Genomic DNA, 15878 nt, shown 5'->3' on the forward strand with positions numbered 1-15878 from the left:
TTACGCGCTTACCGCTGCTGCGCGACGCATGCGCAGCAGCAACATACCGCCCGCCAGCAGCGTCACGATTTGCGACGCCACCAGAACTGAAAATCCAGCGCTCACCGACCCCGCATATTTCATCACGACGCCCATCAGGAGCGGAATAAACGCCGCGCAAATATTGCCAATCCCGTTAATGATTCCATAGGCACTGCCCACCGCATCGTGCGCCGCGTGATGCTGTACTACCGCCGGAATGGCTGCGCCCTGTAATCCCCAGAAAATATTGGCCGAGAGTAAAAATAGCCCCAGCATAGCAGGCTGATGGCTGAGCATGAGCGCCAGCACCGAGCACGCCGTCAGCGCGCCACCGGCGACGAACAGCAGCGGGGCCTGTTCCGGGCGTAGTTTATCGAGCAGAACCCCTCCTAAAAATTTTGACCCCAGACTCAGCAGAAACGGAATGGCGGCCAGAAAACCGGTCGCGTGCAGCGAGAAGTGATGCTCATCGCGTAGCCAGGCCGGAAGCCACGCGCTGCTGCCCCACAGATAGCTCAGGGTGGCAATCTCAACCAGCAGGATCCAGCCGAGCAACGGCGTGCGCCAGGCCAGCATAAAAGTCTCGCTCAACCCTTTTTTGCTGGTGGGATTCGCTTTCTGTGGCGCGGGCAGAAAGTGATAAATCAGCCCGCCACCCAGCAGCAGATTCAGCGCGGCAAGCGCATAAAACGACCCCATCCAGCCCAGATGCTGCATCAGAAACGTGACCAGCGGGAAGCCAACTGCCAGCCCGAGCGATACACCCAGGGCGCTTACGGCGTTCGGTTTGCCAATCTCCTGCGCGGCAAAGTGGTCGCTGATGTAACGTGTCTTCAATGAAAAGAGCGGCCCTTCAGCAATGCCGAGGATCACGCGTGCGATAAGCATGCCGAATAGCGATCCGAGTAGGGGAGAGATGGCGCAAACCAGCGCCCAAACCGCGATGCTGATCAACAGTCCCTGGCGATAATCGAGCTTACTTTCCATTACGGGAGTTAATAGTAAAGCCGATAATCCATAACCCAGAAGAAAGAATGTCATTAACATTCCTTGTAACATTCTGTTTTCATTTATATGGAAGTGATTGACAAAATCGGCGTTGAGAATCATCACCGAAATATTTACCCTATCGACATAAGAAATCACAATTAGAAACAATAACGCGATGACGCCCTGCCAGCGTGCTGAAATCATCTCATTTCTCCTGCCACAAATGTTATTTATTATTTTGCATTTATAGTTTCACGTTGAAAATGTATTACCAGTGAAACGGATTGATATTAAAGACAAATTTATTTTACAGTTTCACCTGTGAAACTGAACGGCGAAGCCTTGTGCTATTTATTAATAATCGCATTCTGCAAAAGTCAATATCTTTGAAAGTGAATATCACGCTATTTATAAAACCGATTCTTTACACCTTCATAAATCACAATTTCATATCGATGCAGTTTTTCGTGATCGATTACACACTTAGCTAATTAATTGCATTTCACTTAACAAAAACGTCACATTTGCGCTTGACGAAACATTCACCGCTTTTATATTGAGCGTATTAAATAAGAAACACAGTTTCATATATGAAACAAAGGCCTGGAGGAATGCGATGAGCTGGATAGGCGTATGTGACGCGGAGCAGGTACAGGAAGATTTCCCTTATAGCGGCAACATTGAAGGTAAAGAGATCGGTATTTATCTGGTCGATGGCGAGTTTTACGCGCTGGAAGACGTTTGTCCTCACGCTTACGCGCTGTTGAGTCAGGGGTTTGTCGAAGAGGGAAAAGTGGAATGTCCGCTGCATGAAGCGGTGTTCGACGTTAAAACCGGCCAGTGCCTGCACGGGCCCGGTGGCCGCAACCTGAATCGCTACCCGGTACGGGTAGTCGAAAACCAAATTCAGATCACTTTCATTGAGGAGACCGTGGCATGAGCGAAACCCTGGATTTCAACCCGGCGTTGCCGGAACGCCGCCAGTTTACCCCGCCCGCAGAAGGCGGTAACGGCAACATTCATAAACCGGGTGATTACCAAAACATCATCTGGCAAACCCGCAGCCGCGTGCCGGAGAACTGGGAACTGCTGCTGATTACCGCGCTGGAAGAGTTGTTCGAACAGGGCGTGGAGACGCTGCCGGAACTGGTCAACGGGCTGAACGCGATTCGCATGTACGACCAGCAGGGCGCGCCATGGAGCGATGACAGCTTCCAGGCATTCTTACAGGTTAACGGTTACTGAGGGGCGGGTGATGACAACAACAGTACAGAGCTATCTCGATAAAGGGTTACGCGGTTTGTGGTATCCGGTTCTGGCGAGCTGGGAAGTCCAGTCCGCGCCGGTCGGGATCACCCGCCTGGGCGAACAAATTGTGGTGTGGCGTAACAAAGATGGTCAGGTACAGGCGCTGGAAGATCGCTGCCCGCACCGTGGCGCGCGTCTGTCGATGGGCTGGAACCTCGGCGACCGTATTGCCTGCTGGTACCACGGCGTGGAAGTAGCGGGCAACGGTGAAGTGAAAGATGTTCCGGCGGTGGATCGCTGCCCGCTGGTCGGTCAGCAGTGCGTACGCAGCTACAACGTGCAGGAAGCGCACGGCGCGATTTTCCTGTGGTTTGGCGTCACCGCTGATCAACAGCCGGAAGAACTCACCTTCCCGGAAGAGCTGGCGGACACCGAAAGCTACAGCAACTTCCTCTGTTCCGCCGCGTGGAAATGCAATTACCAGTACGCGCTGGAAAACGTGATGGACCCGATGCACGGCACCTACCTTCACTCGTCTTCGCACTCGATGGCGGAAGGCGATCGCAAAGCCGACATGGTGCTGCAACCGACCCAAACCGGCTTCATCTTCGAGAAAAAAGGGCAGAGCGGCGTCAACTTTGACTGGGTTGAGCTGGGCAATAGCGGCACTTACTGGATGCGTCTCTCCATTCCGTATAAAAGACGTTTTGGGCCGGGCGGTCACTTCTGGATAGTCGGTATGGTGGTGCCGGAAGATAACGACAACTGCCGCGTCTTCTTCTGGCGTATTCGCCGCGTACAGGGCTGGCAGCGCGATCTCTGGCGTTTCATGTACCGCAATCGCCTGGAAAAACTGCACTGGGAAGTGCTGGAGCAGGATCGCGTCGTGCTGGAAAGTCTGGCGCCGAACGCCCGCGATCATGAATATCTCTATCAGCATGATGTCGGCCTTTCCCGCCTGCGCCGCATGATGCAGAAAGCGGCCAAAGAGCAGTTGGCGACGCGCGATGCGCAGCAGGGAGCGGCCTGATGCACGGTTTACTCGACGGCAAGCGTATCGTGGTAACCGGTGCGGCACGCGGGCTCGGCTTCCACTTTGCCAAAGCCTGCGCAGAGCAGGGCGCAACGGTTGTGATGTGCGACATCCTCGCCGGCGAGCTAGCGGAAAGCGCGCACAGCCTGCGTGAGCAGGGCTACCGTATTGAAGATTACGTGATTGATTTAGCCGATAGCGCCTCCATTGACGCCACATTTTCCGCCATCGCTGAACGTGGGGCGATCGACGGGCTGGTGAATAACGCGGCAATGGCGACCGGCGTCGGCGGCAAAAATATGATCGACTACGATCCGGATCTCTGGGATCGGGTGATGAACGTCAACGTCAAAGGCACCTGGCTGGTGACCCGCGCCGCCGTACCACTGCTGCGTGAAGGATCGGGGATCGTTAACGTGGCCTCGGACACTGCCCTGTGGGGCGCGCCGCGTCTGATGGCCTATGTTGCCAGTAAGGGCGCGGTGATTGCCATGACGCGTTCAATGGCGCGTGAACTGGGCGAAAAACGCATCCATATCAATGCTATTGCGCCGGGTCTGACCCGCGTGGAAGCCACAGAATACGTGCCCGCCGAGCGTCATCAATTGTATGAAAATGGCCGGGCGCTGTCGGGCGCGCAGCAGCCGGAAGATGTCACTGGCAGCGTATTGTGGCTGCTGAGCGATCTCTCCGGGTTTGTAACCGGGCAGCTTATTCCGGTCAACGGCGGCTTTATTTTTAACTGATCAGGGCGGAGGCAGTATGGCGAACGAGCACGAAATAAAGTACCTGGTGCCCGGTCTGGAGCGCGGTTTACAACTGCTGCTGGCCTTTGGTGAACAGCACCGCGACCTGACCTTCGCCGAGCTGCATCGGCTGGTGGATATGCCGAAAGCGACGGCTTATCGCGTGGTTCAGACGCTGGAGTACATGGGGTTTCTGGAGCGCAACCCGCGTACTAATACCTTTTCTCTTGGGATGAACGTGCTGCGTCTTGGCTTTGAATATATCGCCTCGCTGGATGTGGCGCAGGTCGGGCAGCCAGTCATTGAGCAACTGCGCGACAGTAGCCAGTGCAGCAGCCACCTGGCGATCCGCGACGGACGCGACATTATCTATATCGCCCGCGTCAGCGCCGCCGGTTCGCGTATCAACCATGTCAGTATCGGCACACGCCTGCCGGTGCACTGCACATCGCTGGGCCGCATGCTGCTGACGGATGTGTCGCGCAGCGAGTTTGAACAGATTTTCCCGAATGAACGTTTGCCGGGGAATACGCTGGGTCAGCCGCATGATCGGGAAGCGTTGTGGCAAATGGTGCAGGAAGATAAAGCGCGCGGCTACGTGATTGGCGAATCATTCTTCCGCGAAGGGATCTCCTCCATCGTCTATCCGGTTTATGACCGCAGCGGGCGCGTGGCGGCGGTCGTGAGCATTCTGGTGCCCTCGGAACAGGTGCCGCAAACCGATCGCTGTCGGTTGCAAAACGACGTTCGCATGGCGGCGGACAAAATCTCTGGCTTTTTAGGGTATCTGTCACAAGCCAGTTAAATCAACCAGTTAGATGCAGGCGCTGAATGGCGTCGGGCATGCTTTACGCCCAAATCTGGGCGTGGGGCGGCAAAGAGGCAACGAACCATGAGTGTAATCGGAATTGAAAAGCTGGAATTTGGCGTCGATGACGTGGCCCATAGCGCGAAATTTATGGCCGATTTTGGCCTGAAAGGCGATGCCAGCGGGCGTCGTTTCACCACCCTGAGCGGTGCAAGCGTTGAGCTGAATCCGCAGGATACCCCCACGCTGCCGGACGCTTTTGAAGCGGGCAATACGCTGCGTCGCATGACCTGGGGCGTGGCGAGCCAGGCGGAACTGGATGCGTTGCGCCCGAAGCTTGCCAGCCAGCCGGGTTTTCGTGAGGTGGACGGTGCGCTGGAATGCCGTGACCCGAACGGCATGACCCTGCGCGTGCAGGTTAGCCAGCAGCAGGCAGTTGAACTCAACGTAGAGCCGATTAACCAGTGGGGCGATGCGCGCCGCATCGACACGCCAAGCCCGGTTTACGATCGTGCGGAGCCGATCAACATCGGCCACGTGGTGTTCTTTGTTGAAGAACTGGCGGCGGTGGAAAAATTCTATCGTGAGGTGCTGGGCTTCCAGGTCTCTGACCGCTACATCAACCGCGCAGTCTTCCTGCGTTGCCAGGCGCGCGGCGGCCATCACAATCTCTTCCTGCTGCAATTGCCCAACCGTAAGCGCGGGCTGAATCACGTTGCTTTCACCGTGCGCGACATCCACGAAGTGATCGGCGGCGGTATTGCCATGAACAAACATGACTGGAGCACCTTTATCGGCCCGGGCCGTCATCCGGTCTCTTCCGCCTATTTCTGGTATGTGAACAGCCCAACCGGCGGCGCGTTTGAGTACTACACCAACGACGACTACCTCACCGAGAAGTGGCAACCGCGCGAGCTGGAACATTCGCTGGTCTCCTTTACCGAGTGGGCGGTGGAAGGCGGTATCGACCACGACACCCGCCGCCAGCAGAAGAAGCCGGAGGCGGTATGACGGCACGCATCGTGATTATCGGCGGTGGTCAGGCGGGCGGCTGGGCGGCGAAAACCCTGCGCGACGACGGATTCGACGGCGAGATCTGCGTGGTAGCGGAAGAGGAGTGGGATTTCTACGAACGCCCGCCGCTGTCGAAAGCCTCGCTGCTGGAAGCATCCCCGACGCTGCCGCGTCTGTTTAGCGAGGACGCGCAGCAGGCGCTGAACCTGCGCTGGTATCGTCCGCTTCGCGCGCAGGCTATCGATCCACACGCAAAAACCGTTGCGTTGAGTAACGGAGAGTCACTCAGCTACAACCAGCTTTTGATTGCTACCGGCGGCCGGGCGCGCCTGCCGGGAGACGCGTGGGCGACGCATCCGCAGGTGTATACCCTGCGCCACTGGCAGGATGCGCAACGTCTGAAAAAACGTCTGTCAGAGAGCCAAACGCTGGCGATTATCGGTGGCGGCTGGATTGGCCTGGAGATTGCCGCCTCGGCGCGCAAAAGCGGTATTGCGGTCACTCTGTTTGAACAACAGCCTGAGCTATGTATGCGCTCGGTCAGTGCGGAAGTCTCCGCTGAACTGCTGGCGATACATCAGCAGCAGGGCGTGGATGTACGCACCGGATGCGGCGCTATCGAACTGGATGAGGGTAATGACAACACCGTGATCCACTGCGACGGCCAGCGCGAAATTTTTGATGCGGTGGTGGTAGGGATCGGTGTCGATCTCAACCTGGAACTGGCACGCGATGCCGGGCTGAAAACCGATCGTGGCATTGTGGTCGATGCCCATGGGCGCACGTCAGATCCGTCGATCTTCGCCGTGGGCGATGTGGCGCAGCACGTGCGTTACGGCCTTTGCGTACAGTCCTGGGCATTTGCGCAGAATCAGGCGGTGGCAACGGCCAAAGCGATGCTGGATGCCAGCGCACCCGGATACGACGAGGTGCCGTGGCTGTGGTCGGATCAATACCAGCACAATATTCAGATCCTCGGCATTCCGCAGCCGGACAGCCGGACGGTGGTTCGCCGGGAGGAAAAAGGATCGCTTTTCTTCTCGCTCAACGCTGACGGCACGCTGAATCAGCTAGTGGCATTTAACGATCCGCGCACCGTGAAGCTTGCGAAACGCTGGATAGCGAGCGGACGCGATCTGAGTGCCGAGCCATTGGGCGATCCCGAATTTTCACTGATGTCACTACGCTAACCGCGACGTAACCCTCAGGGGGGAACATGAGCACATTAGAGAACAACACCGCGTCCGTTGAGGCGCGCGGTGAGGGCGTCTGCACGCCTGAAACGACCGTTCGCTGGGCTATTCCGCTGTCGCTGCTGGCCTGCGTCCTGTTGGCGTTTTTCGACAAAATCAGTATTGCCGCACTCTTTTCTGACAGCCATTTCCAGCAGGCGATGGGCATCGACTTCGACACCACGCGTCTGGGCATTCTGATGAGTGCGTTCCTGCTGAGCTACGGTTTTTCCTCCGTACTGCTGAGCGGGCTGGGAGACAAAATCGCGCCGCTGCGCCTGCTCACCGGCATGATGGTGGTGTGGTGTGTGTTGATGGTGATGATGGGCTTTACGCATAACTACACGCTGATGGTAACGCTGCGCATTCTGCTCGGCGTGGCGGAAGGGCCGCTGTTCCCGCTGGCGTTCGCCATTGTGCGCCAAGCCTTCCCGCAGCATTTGCAGGCGCGCGCCACCATGCTTTGGCTGCTCGGTACGCCCGTGGGTGCGGCAATTGGTTTCCCGCTTTCCATTTGGTTGCTTAATAACTTTGGCTGGCAGAGCACCTTCTTCACCATGGCGCTTCTCACCATCCCGGTGTTGATTCTGGTGCGCATTGGCCTGCGTGGCGTGCAGCTGGCGGCGAAACAGGAACCGACGCAACAGTCGCAGCAGGAGCGTCGGGCGGCGCGTCAGGAACTGTTTGTCAGCACTCACTTCTGGATGATTTGCGTCTTTAACATCGCTTTCCTGACCTATCTGTGGGGCATCAATGGCTGGCTGCCGGGTTACCTGATTAAAGGCAAAGGCATTCACCTGGAGCATGCGGGCTGGCTGTCGTCGATGCCATTCATCGCCATGCTGCTGGGTGAAGTGATAGGCGCGTGGCTTTCCGATCGCGTCGATAAACGCGCAGCCGCCTGCTTTATCTCGATGGTGGGGGCGGCCATTGGCCTGACGGCGGTCATGCATCTGGAAACGCCGCTGACCATCATCGCCGCTATGAGCTTCAGCACCTTTATGTGGGGCGTGGGCGCGCCGAATATTTTCGCCCTGCTGGCAAAAGCGACCCATCCACGGGTGAGCGCCACAGCGGGCGGTATTTTCAACGGGCTGGGAAACTTTGCCGGGGCGTTATCGCCGGCGGTGATGGGGGCGCTGATCGCCTTCACGCACAGTATGGATTCCGGGCTGATCTTTCTGGTGGTGATGGCGACCGTAGGGTGCGTCCTGTTACTGCCGCTGCTTAAACGTTACTGAGGAGTGTGTCATGTCTGATTCAACCGTAAGCGCGAAAACCGGCATCAAGCCAGAAAATCTGAGCATGGAAGAGTGGGTGGAGTCGCGTATTGCCCGCTTTGAAGGCCGAAAATATGACTGGAACGCGCTGAAGTTCCAGGCCGATTTTGACCCGAAATATCGCCGTGCGCAGATGCGCTATATCGGCACCGGGGCGACTGGCGTCGCCAGCGATACCAACACCGTGGCGGCGGAACACTTCACCTTCTCCACCATGGTGCTGCCATCAAAATGTGAAGGCCCGCTGCATCTGCATGATGACGTGGAAGAGGTCTTCTTCATGCTGAAAGGGCAGATAACCCTGATGATTCAGGATGGCGATAACTACACCGAAACGGTACTGCGCGAGCGCGATCTCATCTCCGTTCCGGCGGGGATCTATCGCGGCCTGTTTAATCACGGCGAAGAAGAAGCGCTGATGTGCGTGATGCTCGGCACCAAAAAGCCGGAGATCCCAACCTATCCGGCAGACCATCCGCTGTCGAAAGTGAAACGTAACTAAGGAATGACGATGACGGGTTTTCGTGAACAGGGCCATGGCGTACCGGTGATGCTGCTCCATGGCATCAGTTCTGGTGCCGCTTCCTGGCATAAGCAGATGGCGCTACCGGGCTGCCGCGTGCTGGCCTGGGATATGCCGGGCTATGGCGAAAGCCCGATGCTGGCAACAGAACGAGCGAATGCGGGCGACTACGCCGATGCGCTTGCACTGTTGCTTGACCGGGCGGGCGTCTGGCAAACGGTGCTGGTGGGGCATTCGCTGGGTGCGCTGGTGGCCAGCGCGTTTGCCGCGCGTTACCCCGAACGGGTAGTGCATTTGCTGCTGGCCGACCCGGCGCAGGGTTACGGCAATGCAACGGCGGAAAAGCGCGAGCAGGTGTGGCGCAACCGGGAACAGCAAATCGCGATGGGCGGCGAGATCCTCGCACAAACCCGCGCGGCGGCACTGCTGCAACCGGCGGCACGCCAGGACGATGTGGCGACAGTGGCGGCAGGGATGCGACGTCTGCGTCCCGAAGGGTATCTGGCGGCGGCGTGGATGCTGGCGCACGACGATATTCACCGCTGGCTAGAACAGTATAGAGGCGCGTTCAGCGTGTGCTGCGGCGAGAAGGACACCATCACGCCACCGGATGCGGCGCAGGCGCTGGCCGCCCGTTACGGTATGCCTTACACCGCCGTTCCTGAGGCAGGGCATGCCAGCTATCTCGATAACGAAACGACATTTAATCAATGGCTTTTGCAGGCAATGGAAGAGGTGCGCGATGAATGCACAAATTGAAGGGCGTGTAGCGGTAGTCACCGGAGGATCGTCGGGAATCGGTTTCGAAACCCTGCGCCTGTTACTGGGCGAAGGCGCAAAAGTGGCGTTTTGTGGCCGCGATCCGGACAGGCTCGCCAGCGCGCACGCCGCGTTGCTCAACGAATTTCCGCAGGGTGAGGTTTTCTCTGCCTGCTGTGATGTTCTGAAAGAAGAAGATGTACAGGCGTTCGCCGCCGCCGTTGAGGCGAATCTGGGCCGCGCCGACATGCTAATCAACAACGCCGGGCAGGGCTTTGTCGCCCATTTTGCTGACACCCCGCGCAGCGCATGGCTGCATGAAGCCGAGCTGAAATTGTTTGGCGTCATCAACCCGGTGCAGGCGTTTTTAAGCCAGCTTGAGGCGTCGGATATCGCGTCGATCACCTGCGTCAATTCGCTGCTGGCGCTGCAGCCGGAGGAGCACATGATCGCGACTTCCGCCGCGCGCGCCGCGTTGCTGAACATGACGCTCACCTTGTCGAAAGACCTGGTGGAGAAAGGCATCCGTGTGAATTCCATTCTGCTGGGGATGGTGGAATCCGGCCAATGGCAGCGCCGCTATGAGCAGCGCAGCGATAAAAGCCAGAGCTGGCCGGAGTGGACTGGTGACATCGCCCGTAAACGCGGCATTCCGATGGGTCGCCTGGGCAAACCGCAGGAACCCGCGCAGGCGCTGCTATTCCTGGCATCTCCCCTGGCTTCGTTCACGACCGGCGCGGCGCTGGATGTCTCCGGCGGTTTCTGCCGTCACCTTTGAGGAACAACGATGAAAAAGATCATGTTAATTGGCTACGGCGCGATGGCGCAGGCGGTGATCGAACGTTTACCGGACAACGTGGCGATCGGCTGGATCGTGGCGCGGGAATCACATCATCAGGCGATCCTCGACCGTTTTCACGGTGAGGTAGTCCCGCTGGTTGATCCGCTGGCATGCGATGCCGCGCCAGATCTGGTGCTGGAGTGTGCCAGTCAGCAGGCGGTCGCGCAGTACGGCGAAGCGGTCCTCAAACGCGGCTGGCATCTGGCGGTTGTCTCCACTGGGGCGCTGGCCGATAGCGAACTCGAACAGCGGTTGCTGAACGCAGGCGGGAAATTAACTCTGCTGGCGGGCGCGGTGGCGGGTATCGACGGTTTATCGGCGGCGAGAGAAGGCGGCTTGCAGCGCGTGACCTATCAGTCGCGTAAAAGCCCGGCCAGCTGGCGCGGGAGCTACGCCGAGCAACTGATTGACCTGGCGACAGTGCAGGAAGCGCAAATCTTTTTCGAAGGCAGTGCGCGGGAAGCCGCACGCCTCTTCCCGGCGAATGCCAACGTGGCGGCAACCGTGGCGCTGGGCGGTGTGGGTATGGATGACACCCGTGTTCAGTTAATGGTTGATCCGGCGACGAAACGTAACACCCACACCCTGCACGTTGAGGGGCTGTTTGGCGAATTCCACCTCGAACTCAGCGGCTTGCCGCTCGCCAGTAACCCGAAAACCTCCACTCTGGCAGCACTGAGCGCGGTGCGCGCCTGCCGTGAACTGGCTCAGTGCTAAGAGGCTGATATGCAAGAACTCTCTATTTTTGTTGGCGGAGCCTGGCGACGTGGTAACGGTGAAGCGATGCAGAGCACCTTCCCGGCGGACGGTTCGCTAAACGCCACCCTCAACGCTGCCAGCATCGACGATCTGAATGACGCGGTGAAAAGCGCAGAGCGCGCCTGGCGTGACCCGGCATGGCGCACTGCGCTGCCGCATCAGCGGGCGAAAGTGCTGCACAACGTGGCGGACATTATTGAATCGCGCGTGGATGAACTGGCCCTGATGCAAAGCCGCGACAACGGCAAACCGTTGGCGGAAGCGCGCGGCCTGGTACTGAGTGCGGCGGGAACGGCGCGTTATTTTGCGGCGGCCTGCGAACTGCTGGAAGGCGAGCTACCGACCCCGCGCATGGCGGAGGTATTAACCCTCAGTCGCTATGAGCCGCTGGGCGTCGTCGCGGCCATTACGCCGTGGAACTCGCCGATTGCCAGCGAAATGCAGAAGGTCGCTCCGGCGATTGCGGCGGGCAACGCGGTTATCCTCAAACCGGCGGAAGCCACGCCGCTGATGGCGCTTGAACTGGCACGTATTTTTGAACAGGCAGGGCTTCCCGCCGGGCTGTTGAGCGTGTTGCCGGGGAAAGGCTCGGTGATTGGCGATGCGCTGGCGCGCCATCCTCAGATTCGCAAAATCTCTTTCACCGGTGGCACGACCACCGGGCGGCATCTGGCGCACGTGGCGGCGGAAAAACTGATCCCCGCCTCGCTGGAGCTGGGCGGCAAATCGCCGACCATCGTGCTGGAAGATGCCGATATCGAACAGGCGGCGCGCGGCATTTGCTACGGCATTTTCAGTTCGGCAGGGCAGGCGTGTATCGCCGGTTCGCGTCTGTTTATTCACGAATCAGTTTATCAACCGCTGATGGCACGGCTGCTGGAATTAACCCGTGGGCTGCGCGTTGGGCACCCTCATCAGGAAGGCACGCACATTGGGCCGCTGATTAACGAAAAGCACCGTAAAAGCGTGATGGATTACGTCGCGCTGGCGCAGAAAGAGGGCGGGCGCGTGCTGTGTGGCGGTGAAATTCCCGCTGACCCGGCGCTTGCCAGTGGCAGCTATTTCCAGCCGACGATTATCGATGGCCTGAATAATCAGGCACGTGTCTGTCAGGAAGAGATTTTTGGCCCGGTGCTGGTGGCTATGCCGTTTGCCGACGAAGAGGCGCTGATTTCACAGGCGAACTCATCGGTTTACGGGCTGGCGGCGGGGATCTGGACACGCGACACCGGGCGAGCGCTGCGCTTAAGCGAGCGGCTGGAAGCGGGTACGGTGTGGATCAACACCTACAAAGTTTTTGCCATTTCGACCCCGTTCGGGGGCTTTAAAGAGAGCGGTCTGGGCCGCGAAAAGGGTATTCAGGGGCTGAAAGCCTGGATGCAACAAAAGAGCATTTATCTGGCGACAGGCAATAGCGTCAACCGCTGGTGCGACTAAGAATAAGGGTGAGTTATGAGTGAAATGATTTCCGTCGGCGAGGCCATTGCCAGAACGCTGGAGCAGTATCAGGTAGATGCCATCTACGGCGTTATCTCAATCCACAACCTGCCGATTGCCGATGCCGTCGGGCAGCGCGGCAATATCCGTTTCGTCCCGGCGCGCGGGGAAGCGGGATCGGTGACGATGGCGGATGCGCACGGGCGTTTTTCCGGCCTGGGTGTGGCGCTGACCAGCACCGGCGCAGGTGCGGGCAATGCGGTTGGCGCGCTGGTTGAGGCGATGAATGCCTGTACGCCGCTGCTGCATCTGACTGGCCAGGTGGAAAAAGCCTGGCTGGATGCGGATACCGGGTTTATTCACGAGACGCGCGACCAGTTGACTTTTCTGAAGGCCAGCTCAAAACGCGCCTACCGCATCAGCAATGCCAATCAGGCGATAGCGATTCTGCATAAAGCGATTCAGGACGCACAGACACCGCCGTGTGGCCCGGTGTCGGTGGAAATCCCTATCGATATACAGGGTGCGAAAATTCCCGCTTCGCTGGTGACGGCGGCGGTGCGTCCGGCGACACCTGCGGCGGCGGACACCGCAACCGTTGATGCGCTGTGGGCGCAGCTTAAGCAGGCGAAGCAACCGCTGCTGTGGTTGGGCGGCGGCGCGCTGTCGAGCGCTGCGGCAGTCAAGACGCTAGCCGATGCCGGGATGACGGTCATTTCCAGCACCCATGCCCGCGGTGTGTTACCAGATAATCACCGCGCCAGCCTTCGTGCGTTCCATAACTCACCTTCCGTGGAAGCGATGATGGAAACCTGTGATTTCACCCTGGTGGCGGGCTCGCGTCTGCGCAGTAATGAAACCCGCTCCTGGACGCTGACGCTGCCGGAACCGCGTGTGCAGGTTGATATCGACCCGGCGGCGGCAAGCCGGAATTACCTGATGGATCAAACCATTATCGCGGACTGCGGCGCATTGCTGACGGCGTTAGCTGCAAAAGTGCAGGGGCGTGAATGGGGCAACAGCGCGTGGGATGAGCAGGTGCAACAGGCGGTCGTGGCAGCAGAGCAGGGGTTGCGCGAGCAGTGTGGCGCGTATGCCGGGCTGAATGACGCCATTGAACATGCGCTGCCGGACGATGGCATTCTGGTGCGTGATATCACCGTTTCCGGCAGCCTGTGGGGCAGTCGTCTGTTCCGGGCGCATCAACCATTGAAAAACATCCACTCCCTCGCCGGAGCAATTGGGATGGGGCTGCCGATGGCGATTGGCACCGCAATTGCGAATCCGCAGCACAAAGTAGTGGGGCTGGTGGGCGATGGCGGTCTGAGCCTGAACCTGGGTGAACTGGCGACGCTGGCGCAGGAAAAAGCCAACGTCACGCTGCTGATTATGAATGACGGCGGCTACGGCGTGATGCGCGGTATTCAGGACAAATACTTCGGTGGTCGCCAGTACTATAACGAACTGCACACGCCGGACTTTACCGCGCTGGCGCAGGCCATTGGCTTACAGGCGTGGACGGTGAACCGTGCGGAAGATTTCCAGGCGGCGATGACCGAAGCGCTGGCGATGCCGGGGCCGTCGGTGGTGGAAGTGCGAATGGGTGAGATTGGCGCGTTGCGTTTTGCCGGGCCGCCGCAGAAGACGTTGTATTAAGGTGCGGTCTTTTTCCCCCTCACCCTAACCCTCTCCCAAAGGGCTGAGGGAACAAACAACGCGAGATGTGACATTTTGCGCAGGGTTTTACCCTCTCCCTTTGGGAGAGGGCAGGGTGAGGGGCGGTTTATATCAGAATACGTTGAACGGATACTCGACGTACACGCGAACTTCGTTCCCGCTCACGTTATAGTCGCTGGCGTTGTTAGAGACGCGCAGTACGGAGTAACGGACTTTGAATTTCAGATCCTTCGCCACGCCGTCCTGAACCTGGTATTGCACCTGGTTGAACCATTCGTGTTCCTTACCGTTGCTGGTCTGCGAGGTTTTGATGTTATCGCCGCGCACGTAAGCGGTGGTCCAGCTCAGGCCCGGTAAACCGAGACCCGCGAAGTCCAGGCCGTAAGATGCCTGCCATGAACGTTCGTCTTCCCCGTTAAAATCGGACCAGTAGGAGTTCGCCAGCCAGATGGTGTTGCCGCCATCGCCTACGCCGCCCTGATTACGGTAACCGCCATAGTTATAGCCAGTGCTGCCGCTGCTCTGCTGGTAAGCAATTTTAAAGGTATGAATATCCCAGATATAGCTGGCAGCCAGGCTCCAGATGCTGTTGCTGCGGCCGGTGTCCAGCGATTCAGCATAGCCCGGAGTCAGGCGAGAGTTATAACCGTTGAAATCAAGAACCAACTGCTGGCCGGTGCTGAACGGTTGTTTGTAGTTCAGGCCCAGGTACTGTTTGTTCATCACATCTTCAATGTGAGACGCATAGATTGCCCCGCTGAACTGGTCGTTAAACTGATAGCTCGCGCCGCCGAAGGAGATGCTTTCGAGGCCGGAGTTATGGCTATCGTCACTCTTACGCTGTTCGTCGGTAAAGTGACCGGCGTTCACTTCCAGGCCATCGATCTCTTTAGAGGTCAACAGGGTACCGGTGTAGGTTTCGTATAACAGACGAGAATCATCCGCCGTCAGAATCGGCAGCGCCGGGCGCTGGGTACCGTAGCTCAGTACGGTATTCGAGAAACGGGCTTTAACCGTCGCGCCAAATTTCGCGAGGTCAGATTTCGCGCGACCATCGTTATCCTGGGCGAAGAAGTCGATCCCGCCCGCGCCGCTGCGGCCACGGCCACCGTCCAGACGCACGCCATACTGCGCAATACCGTCAACGCCAAAACCCACCACACCCTGGGTGAAACCAGATTCGAAAGTCGCGATAATACCCTGACCCCATTCGGCTTTATCTTTCAGCCCATCCTGATAATCACGGTTGATATACGCATTGCGCAAAAATACGTCTAAATGGCTGTCATCAACAAAGCCCTGGCTTTCGGATTGCTGGCTGGCAAATGCAGGTGTAGCGGCGATCAGGCCTAATGCAATTAACGATAATTTATTTTTCACGGCGGGAACGTCTCTGTCTGTCTATATTAAAAGTATTGAGTTCCTCGCGATATTCTCCTGAATGAATAACGATTGCAATCATTATGTGTGTAAATGTTTCTTCGTTATTGCCGGGTATGTCAGGCCCCTG

Annotated in this window: 16 protein-coding genes; 14 read left to right on the forward strand and 2 right to left on the reverse strand. The window is 58.2% G+C overall.

Going from position 1 to position 15878, the window contains the following annotated elements:
• Nucleotides 1-1212 carry an MFS transporter gene (locus F0Q32_RS12115; RefSeq protein WP_149463452.1) on the reverse strand — a complete coding sequence of 404 codons (1212 nt, stop codon included), beginning with the start codon at nt 1210-1212 and terminating at the stop codon, nt 1-3.
• 415 nt (nt 1213-1627) lie between these two features.
• Between F0Q32_RS12115 and F0Q32_RS12120 the strand changes: the two genes are divergently transcribed.
• From F0Q32_RS12120 to F0Q32_RS12185, 14 genes are all read left to right on the forward strand, one after another.
• On the forward strand, nt 1628-1951 hold the full coding sequence (locus F0Q32_RS12120) for a non-heme iron oxygenase ferredoxin subunit (RefSeq protein WP_149463257.1): 324 nt from the start codon (nt 1628-1630) through the stop codon (nt 1949-1951).
• Nucleotides 1948-2256 (forward strand): recombinase-like helix-turn-helix domain-containing protein, encoded by a 309-nt coding sequence (locus F0Q32_RS12125; RefSeq protein ID WP_149463258.1) that lies wholly within the window; start codon nt 1948-1950, stop codon nt 2254-2256. Before F0Q32_RS12120 ends, F0Q32_RS12125 begins: the two co-directional genes overlap by 4 nt.
• Before the next feature lie 10 nt (nt 2257-2266).
• A complete protein-coding gene (locus F0Q32_RS12130) occupies nt 2267-3289 on the forward strand; it encodes an aromatic ring-hydroxylating dioxygenase subunit alpha (RefSeq protein ID WP_015963081.1) in 1023 nt (340 codons plus the stop codon).
• A complete protein-coding gene (locus F0Q32_RS12135) occupies nt 3289-4038 on the forward strand; it encodes an SDR family oxidoreductase (protein ID WP_149463259.1) in 750 nt (249 codons plus the stop codon). Before F0Q32_RS12130 ends, F0Q32_RS12135 begins: the two co-directional genes overlap by 1 nt.
• 16 nt (nt 4039-4054) lie before the next feature.
• Nucleotides 4055-4843 (forward strand): IclR family transcriptional regulator, encoded by a 789-nt coding sequence (locus tag F0Q32_RS12140; protein WP_149463260.1) that lies wholly within the window; start codon nt 4055-4057, stop codon nt 4841-4843.
• A gap of 87 nt (nt 4844-4930) precedes the next feature.
• A complete protein-coding gene (locus tag F0Q32_RS12145; protein ID WP_149463261.1) occupies nt 4931-5857 on the forward strand; it encodes a VOC family protein in 927 nt (308 codons plus the stop codon).
• The gene (locus F0Q32_RS12150) at nt 5854-7050 is read left to right on the forward strand and encodes an NAD(P)/FAD-dependent oxidoreductase (protein ID WP_149463262.1); all 1197 of its coding nucleotides are present in this window, start codon (nt 5854-5856) and stop codon (nt 7048-7050) included. Before F0Q32_RS12145 ends, F0Q32_RS12150 begins: the two co-directional genes overlap by 4 nt.
• Before the next feature lie 26 nt (nt 7051-7076).
• Complete coding sequence (locus tag F0Q32_RS12155; RefSeq protein WP_149463263.1) at nt 7077-8333, forward strand: MFS transporter; 1257 nt, start codon at nt 7077-7079, stop codon at nt 8331-8333.
• A gap of 10 nt (nt 8334-8343) precedes the next feature.
• Complete coding sequence (locus F0Q32_RS12160; protein WP_015963087.1) at nt 8344-8874, forward strand: cupin domain-containing protein; 531 nt, start codon at nt 8344-8346, stop codon at nt 8872-8874.
• Nucleotides 8875-8883: 9 nt separating this feature from the next.
• Complete coding sequence (locus tag F0Q32_RS12165; protein WP_149463264.1) at nt 8884-9654, forward strand: alpha/beta fold hydrolase; 771 nt, start codon at nt 8884-8886, stop codon at nt 9652-9654.
• The gene (locus tag F0Q32_RS12170; RefSeq protein ID WP_149463265.1) at nt 9638-10432 is read left to right on the forward strand and encodes an SDR family oxidoreductase; all 795 of its coding nucleotides are present in this window, start codon (nt 9638-9640) and stop codon (nt 10430-10432) included. The genes F0Q32_RS12165 and F0Q32_RS12170 overlap by 17 nt, the downstream gene beginning before the upstream one ends.
• Before the next feature lie 9 nt (nt 10433-10441).
• Nucleotides 10442-11212, forward strand: a complete 771-nt coding sequence (locus F0Q32_RS12175; protein ID WP_149463266.1) for an aspartate dehydrogenase — start codon at nt 10442-10444, stop codon at nt 11210-11212.
• Between the two features lie 9 nt (nt 11213-11221).
• Nucleotides 11222-12691, forward strand: coding sequence for an aldehyde dehydrogenase (locus F0Q32_RS12180; protein WP_149463267.1), 1470 nt, complete (start codon nt 11222-11224; stop codon nt 12689-12691).
• Between the two features lie 15 nt (nt 12692-12706).
• Nucleotides 12707-14347, forward strand: coding sequence for a thiamine pyrophosphate-binding protein (locus tag F0Q32_RS12185; protein ID WP_149463268.1), 1641 nt, complete (start codon nt 12707-12709; stop codon nt 14345-14347).
• A gap of 132 nt (nt 14348-14479) precedes the next feature.
• On the opposite strand, the gene F0Q32_RS12190 is transcribed toward F0Q32_RS12185, so the two are convergent.
• Nucleotides 14480-15748, reverse strand: a complete 1269-nt coding sequence (locus F0Q32_RS12190; protein WP_149463269.1) for an OprD family outer membrane porin — start codon at nt 15746-15748, stop codon at nt 14480-14482.
• Nucleotides 15749-15878: the final 130 nt, after the last annotated feature.

The organism is Pseudocitrobacter sp. 73 (genome assembly GCF_008369545.1).
Classification (GTDB): Bacteria; Pseudomonadota; Gammaproteobacteria; order Enterobacterales; family Enterobacteriaceae; genus Pseudocitrobacter; species Pseudocitrobacter vendiensis.

Coding starts and splice junctions, on each gene's coding strand:
- F0Q32_RS12135 (WP_149463259.1), top strand. CDS start 3,289: ATGCACGGTTTACTCGACGGCAAGCGTATCGTGGTAACCGGTGCGGCA.
- F0Q32_RS12140 (WP_149463260.1), top strand. CDS start 4,055: ATGGCGAACGAGCACGAAATAAAGTACCTGGTGCCCGGTCTGGAGCGC.
- F0Q32_RS12150 (WP_149463262.1), top strand. CDS start 5,854: ATGACGGCACGCATCGTGATTATCGGCGGTGGTCAGGCGGGCGGCTGG.
- F0Q32_RS12170 (WP_149463265.1), top strand. CDS start 9,638: ATGAATGCACAAATTGAAGGGCGTGTAGCGGTAGTCACCGGAGGATCG.
- F0Q32_RS12185 (WP_149463268.1), top strand. CDS start 12,707: ATGAGTGAAATGATTTCCGTCGGCGAGGCCATTGCCAGAACGCTGGAG.
- F0Q32_RS12120 (WP_149463257.1), top strand. CDS start 1,628: ATGAGCTGGATAGGCGTATGTGACGCGGAGCAGGTACAGGAAGATTTC.
- F0Q32_RS12130 (WP_015963081.1), top strand. CDS start 2,267: ATGACAACAACAGTACAGAGCTATCTCGATAAAGGGTTACGCGGTTTG.
- F0Q32_RS12145 (WP_149463261.1), top strand. CDS start 4,931: ATGAGTGTAATCGGAATTGAAAAGCTGGAATTTGGCGTCGATGACGTG.
- F0Q32_RS12125 (WP_149463258.1), top strand. CDS start 1,948: ATGAGCGAAACCCTGGATTTCAACCCGGCGTTGCCGGAACGCCGCCAG.
- F0Q32_RS12160 (WP_015963087.1), top strand. CDS start 8,344: ATGTCTGATTCAACCGTAAGCGCGAAAACCGGCATCAAGCCAGAAAAT.
- F0Q32_RS12165 (WP_149463264.1), top strand. CDS start 8,884: ATGACGGGTTTTCGTGAACAGGGCCATGGCGTACCGGTGATGCTGCTC.
- F0Q32_RS12175 (WP_149463266.1), top strand. CDS start 10,442: ATGAAAAAGATCATGTTAATTGGCTACGGCGCGATGGCGCAGGCGGTG.
- F0Q32_RS12180 (WP_149463267.1), top strand. CDS start 11,222: ATGCAAGAACTCTCTATTTTTGTTGGCGGAGCCTGGCGACGTGGTAAC.
- F0Q32_RS12155 (WP_149463263.1), top strand. CDS start 7,077: ATGAGCACATTAGAGAACAACACCGCGTCCGTTGAGGCGCGCGGTGAG.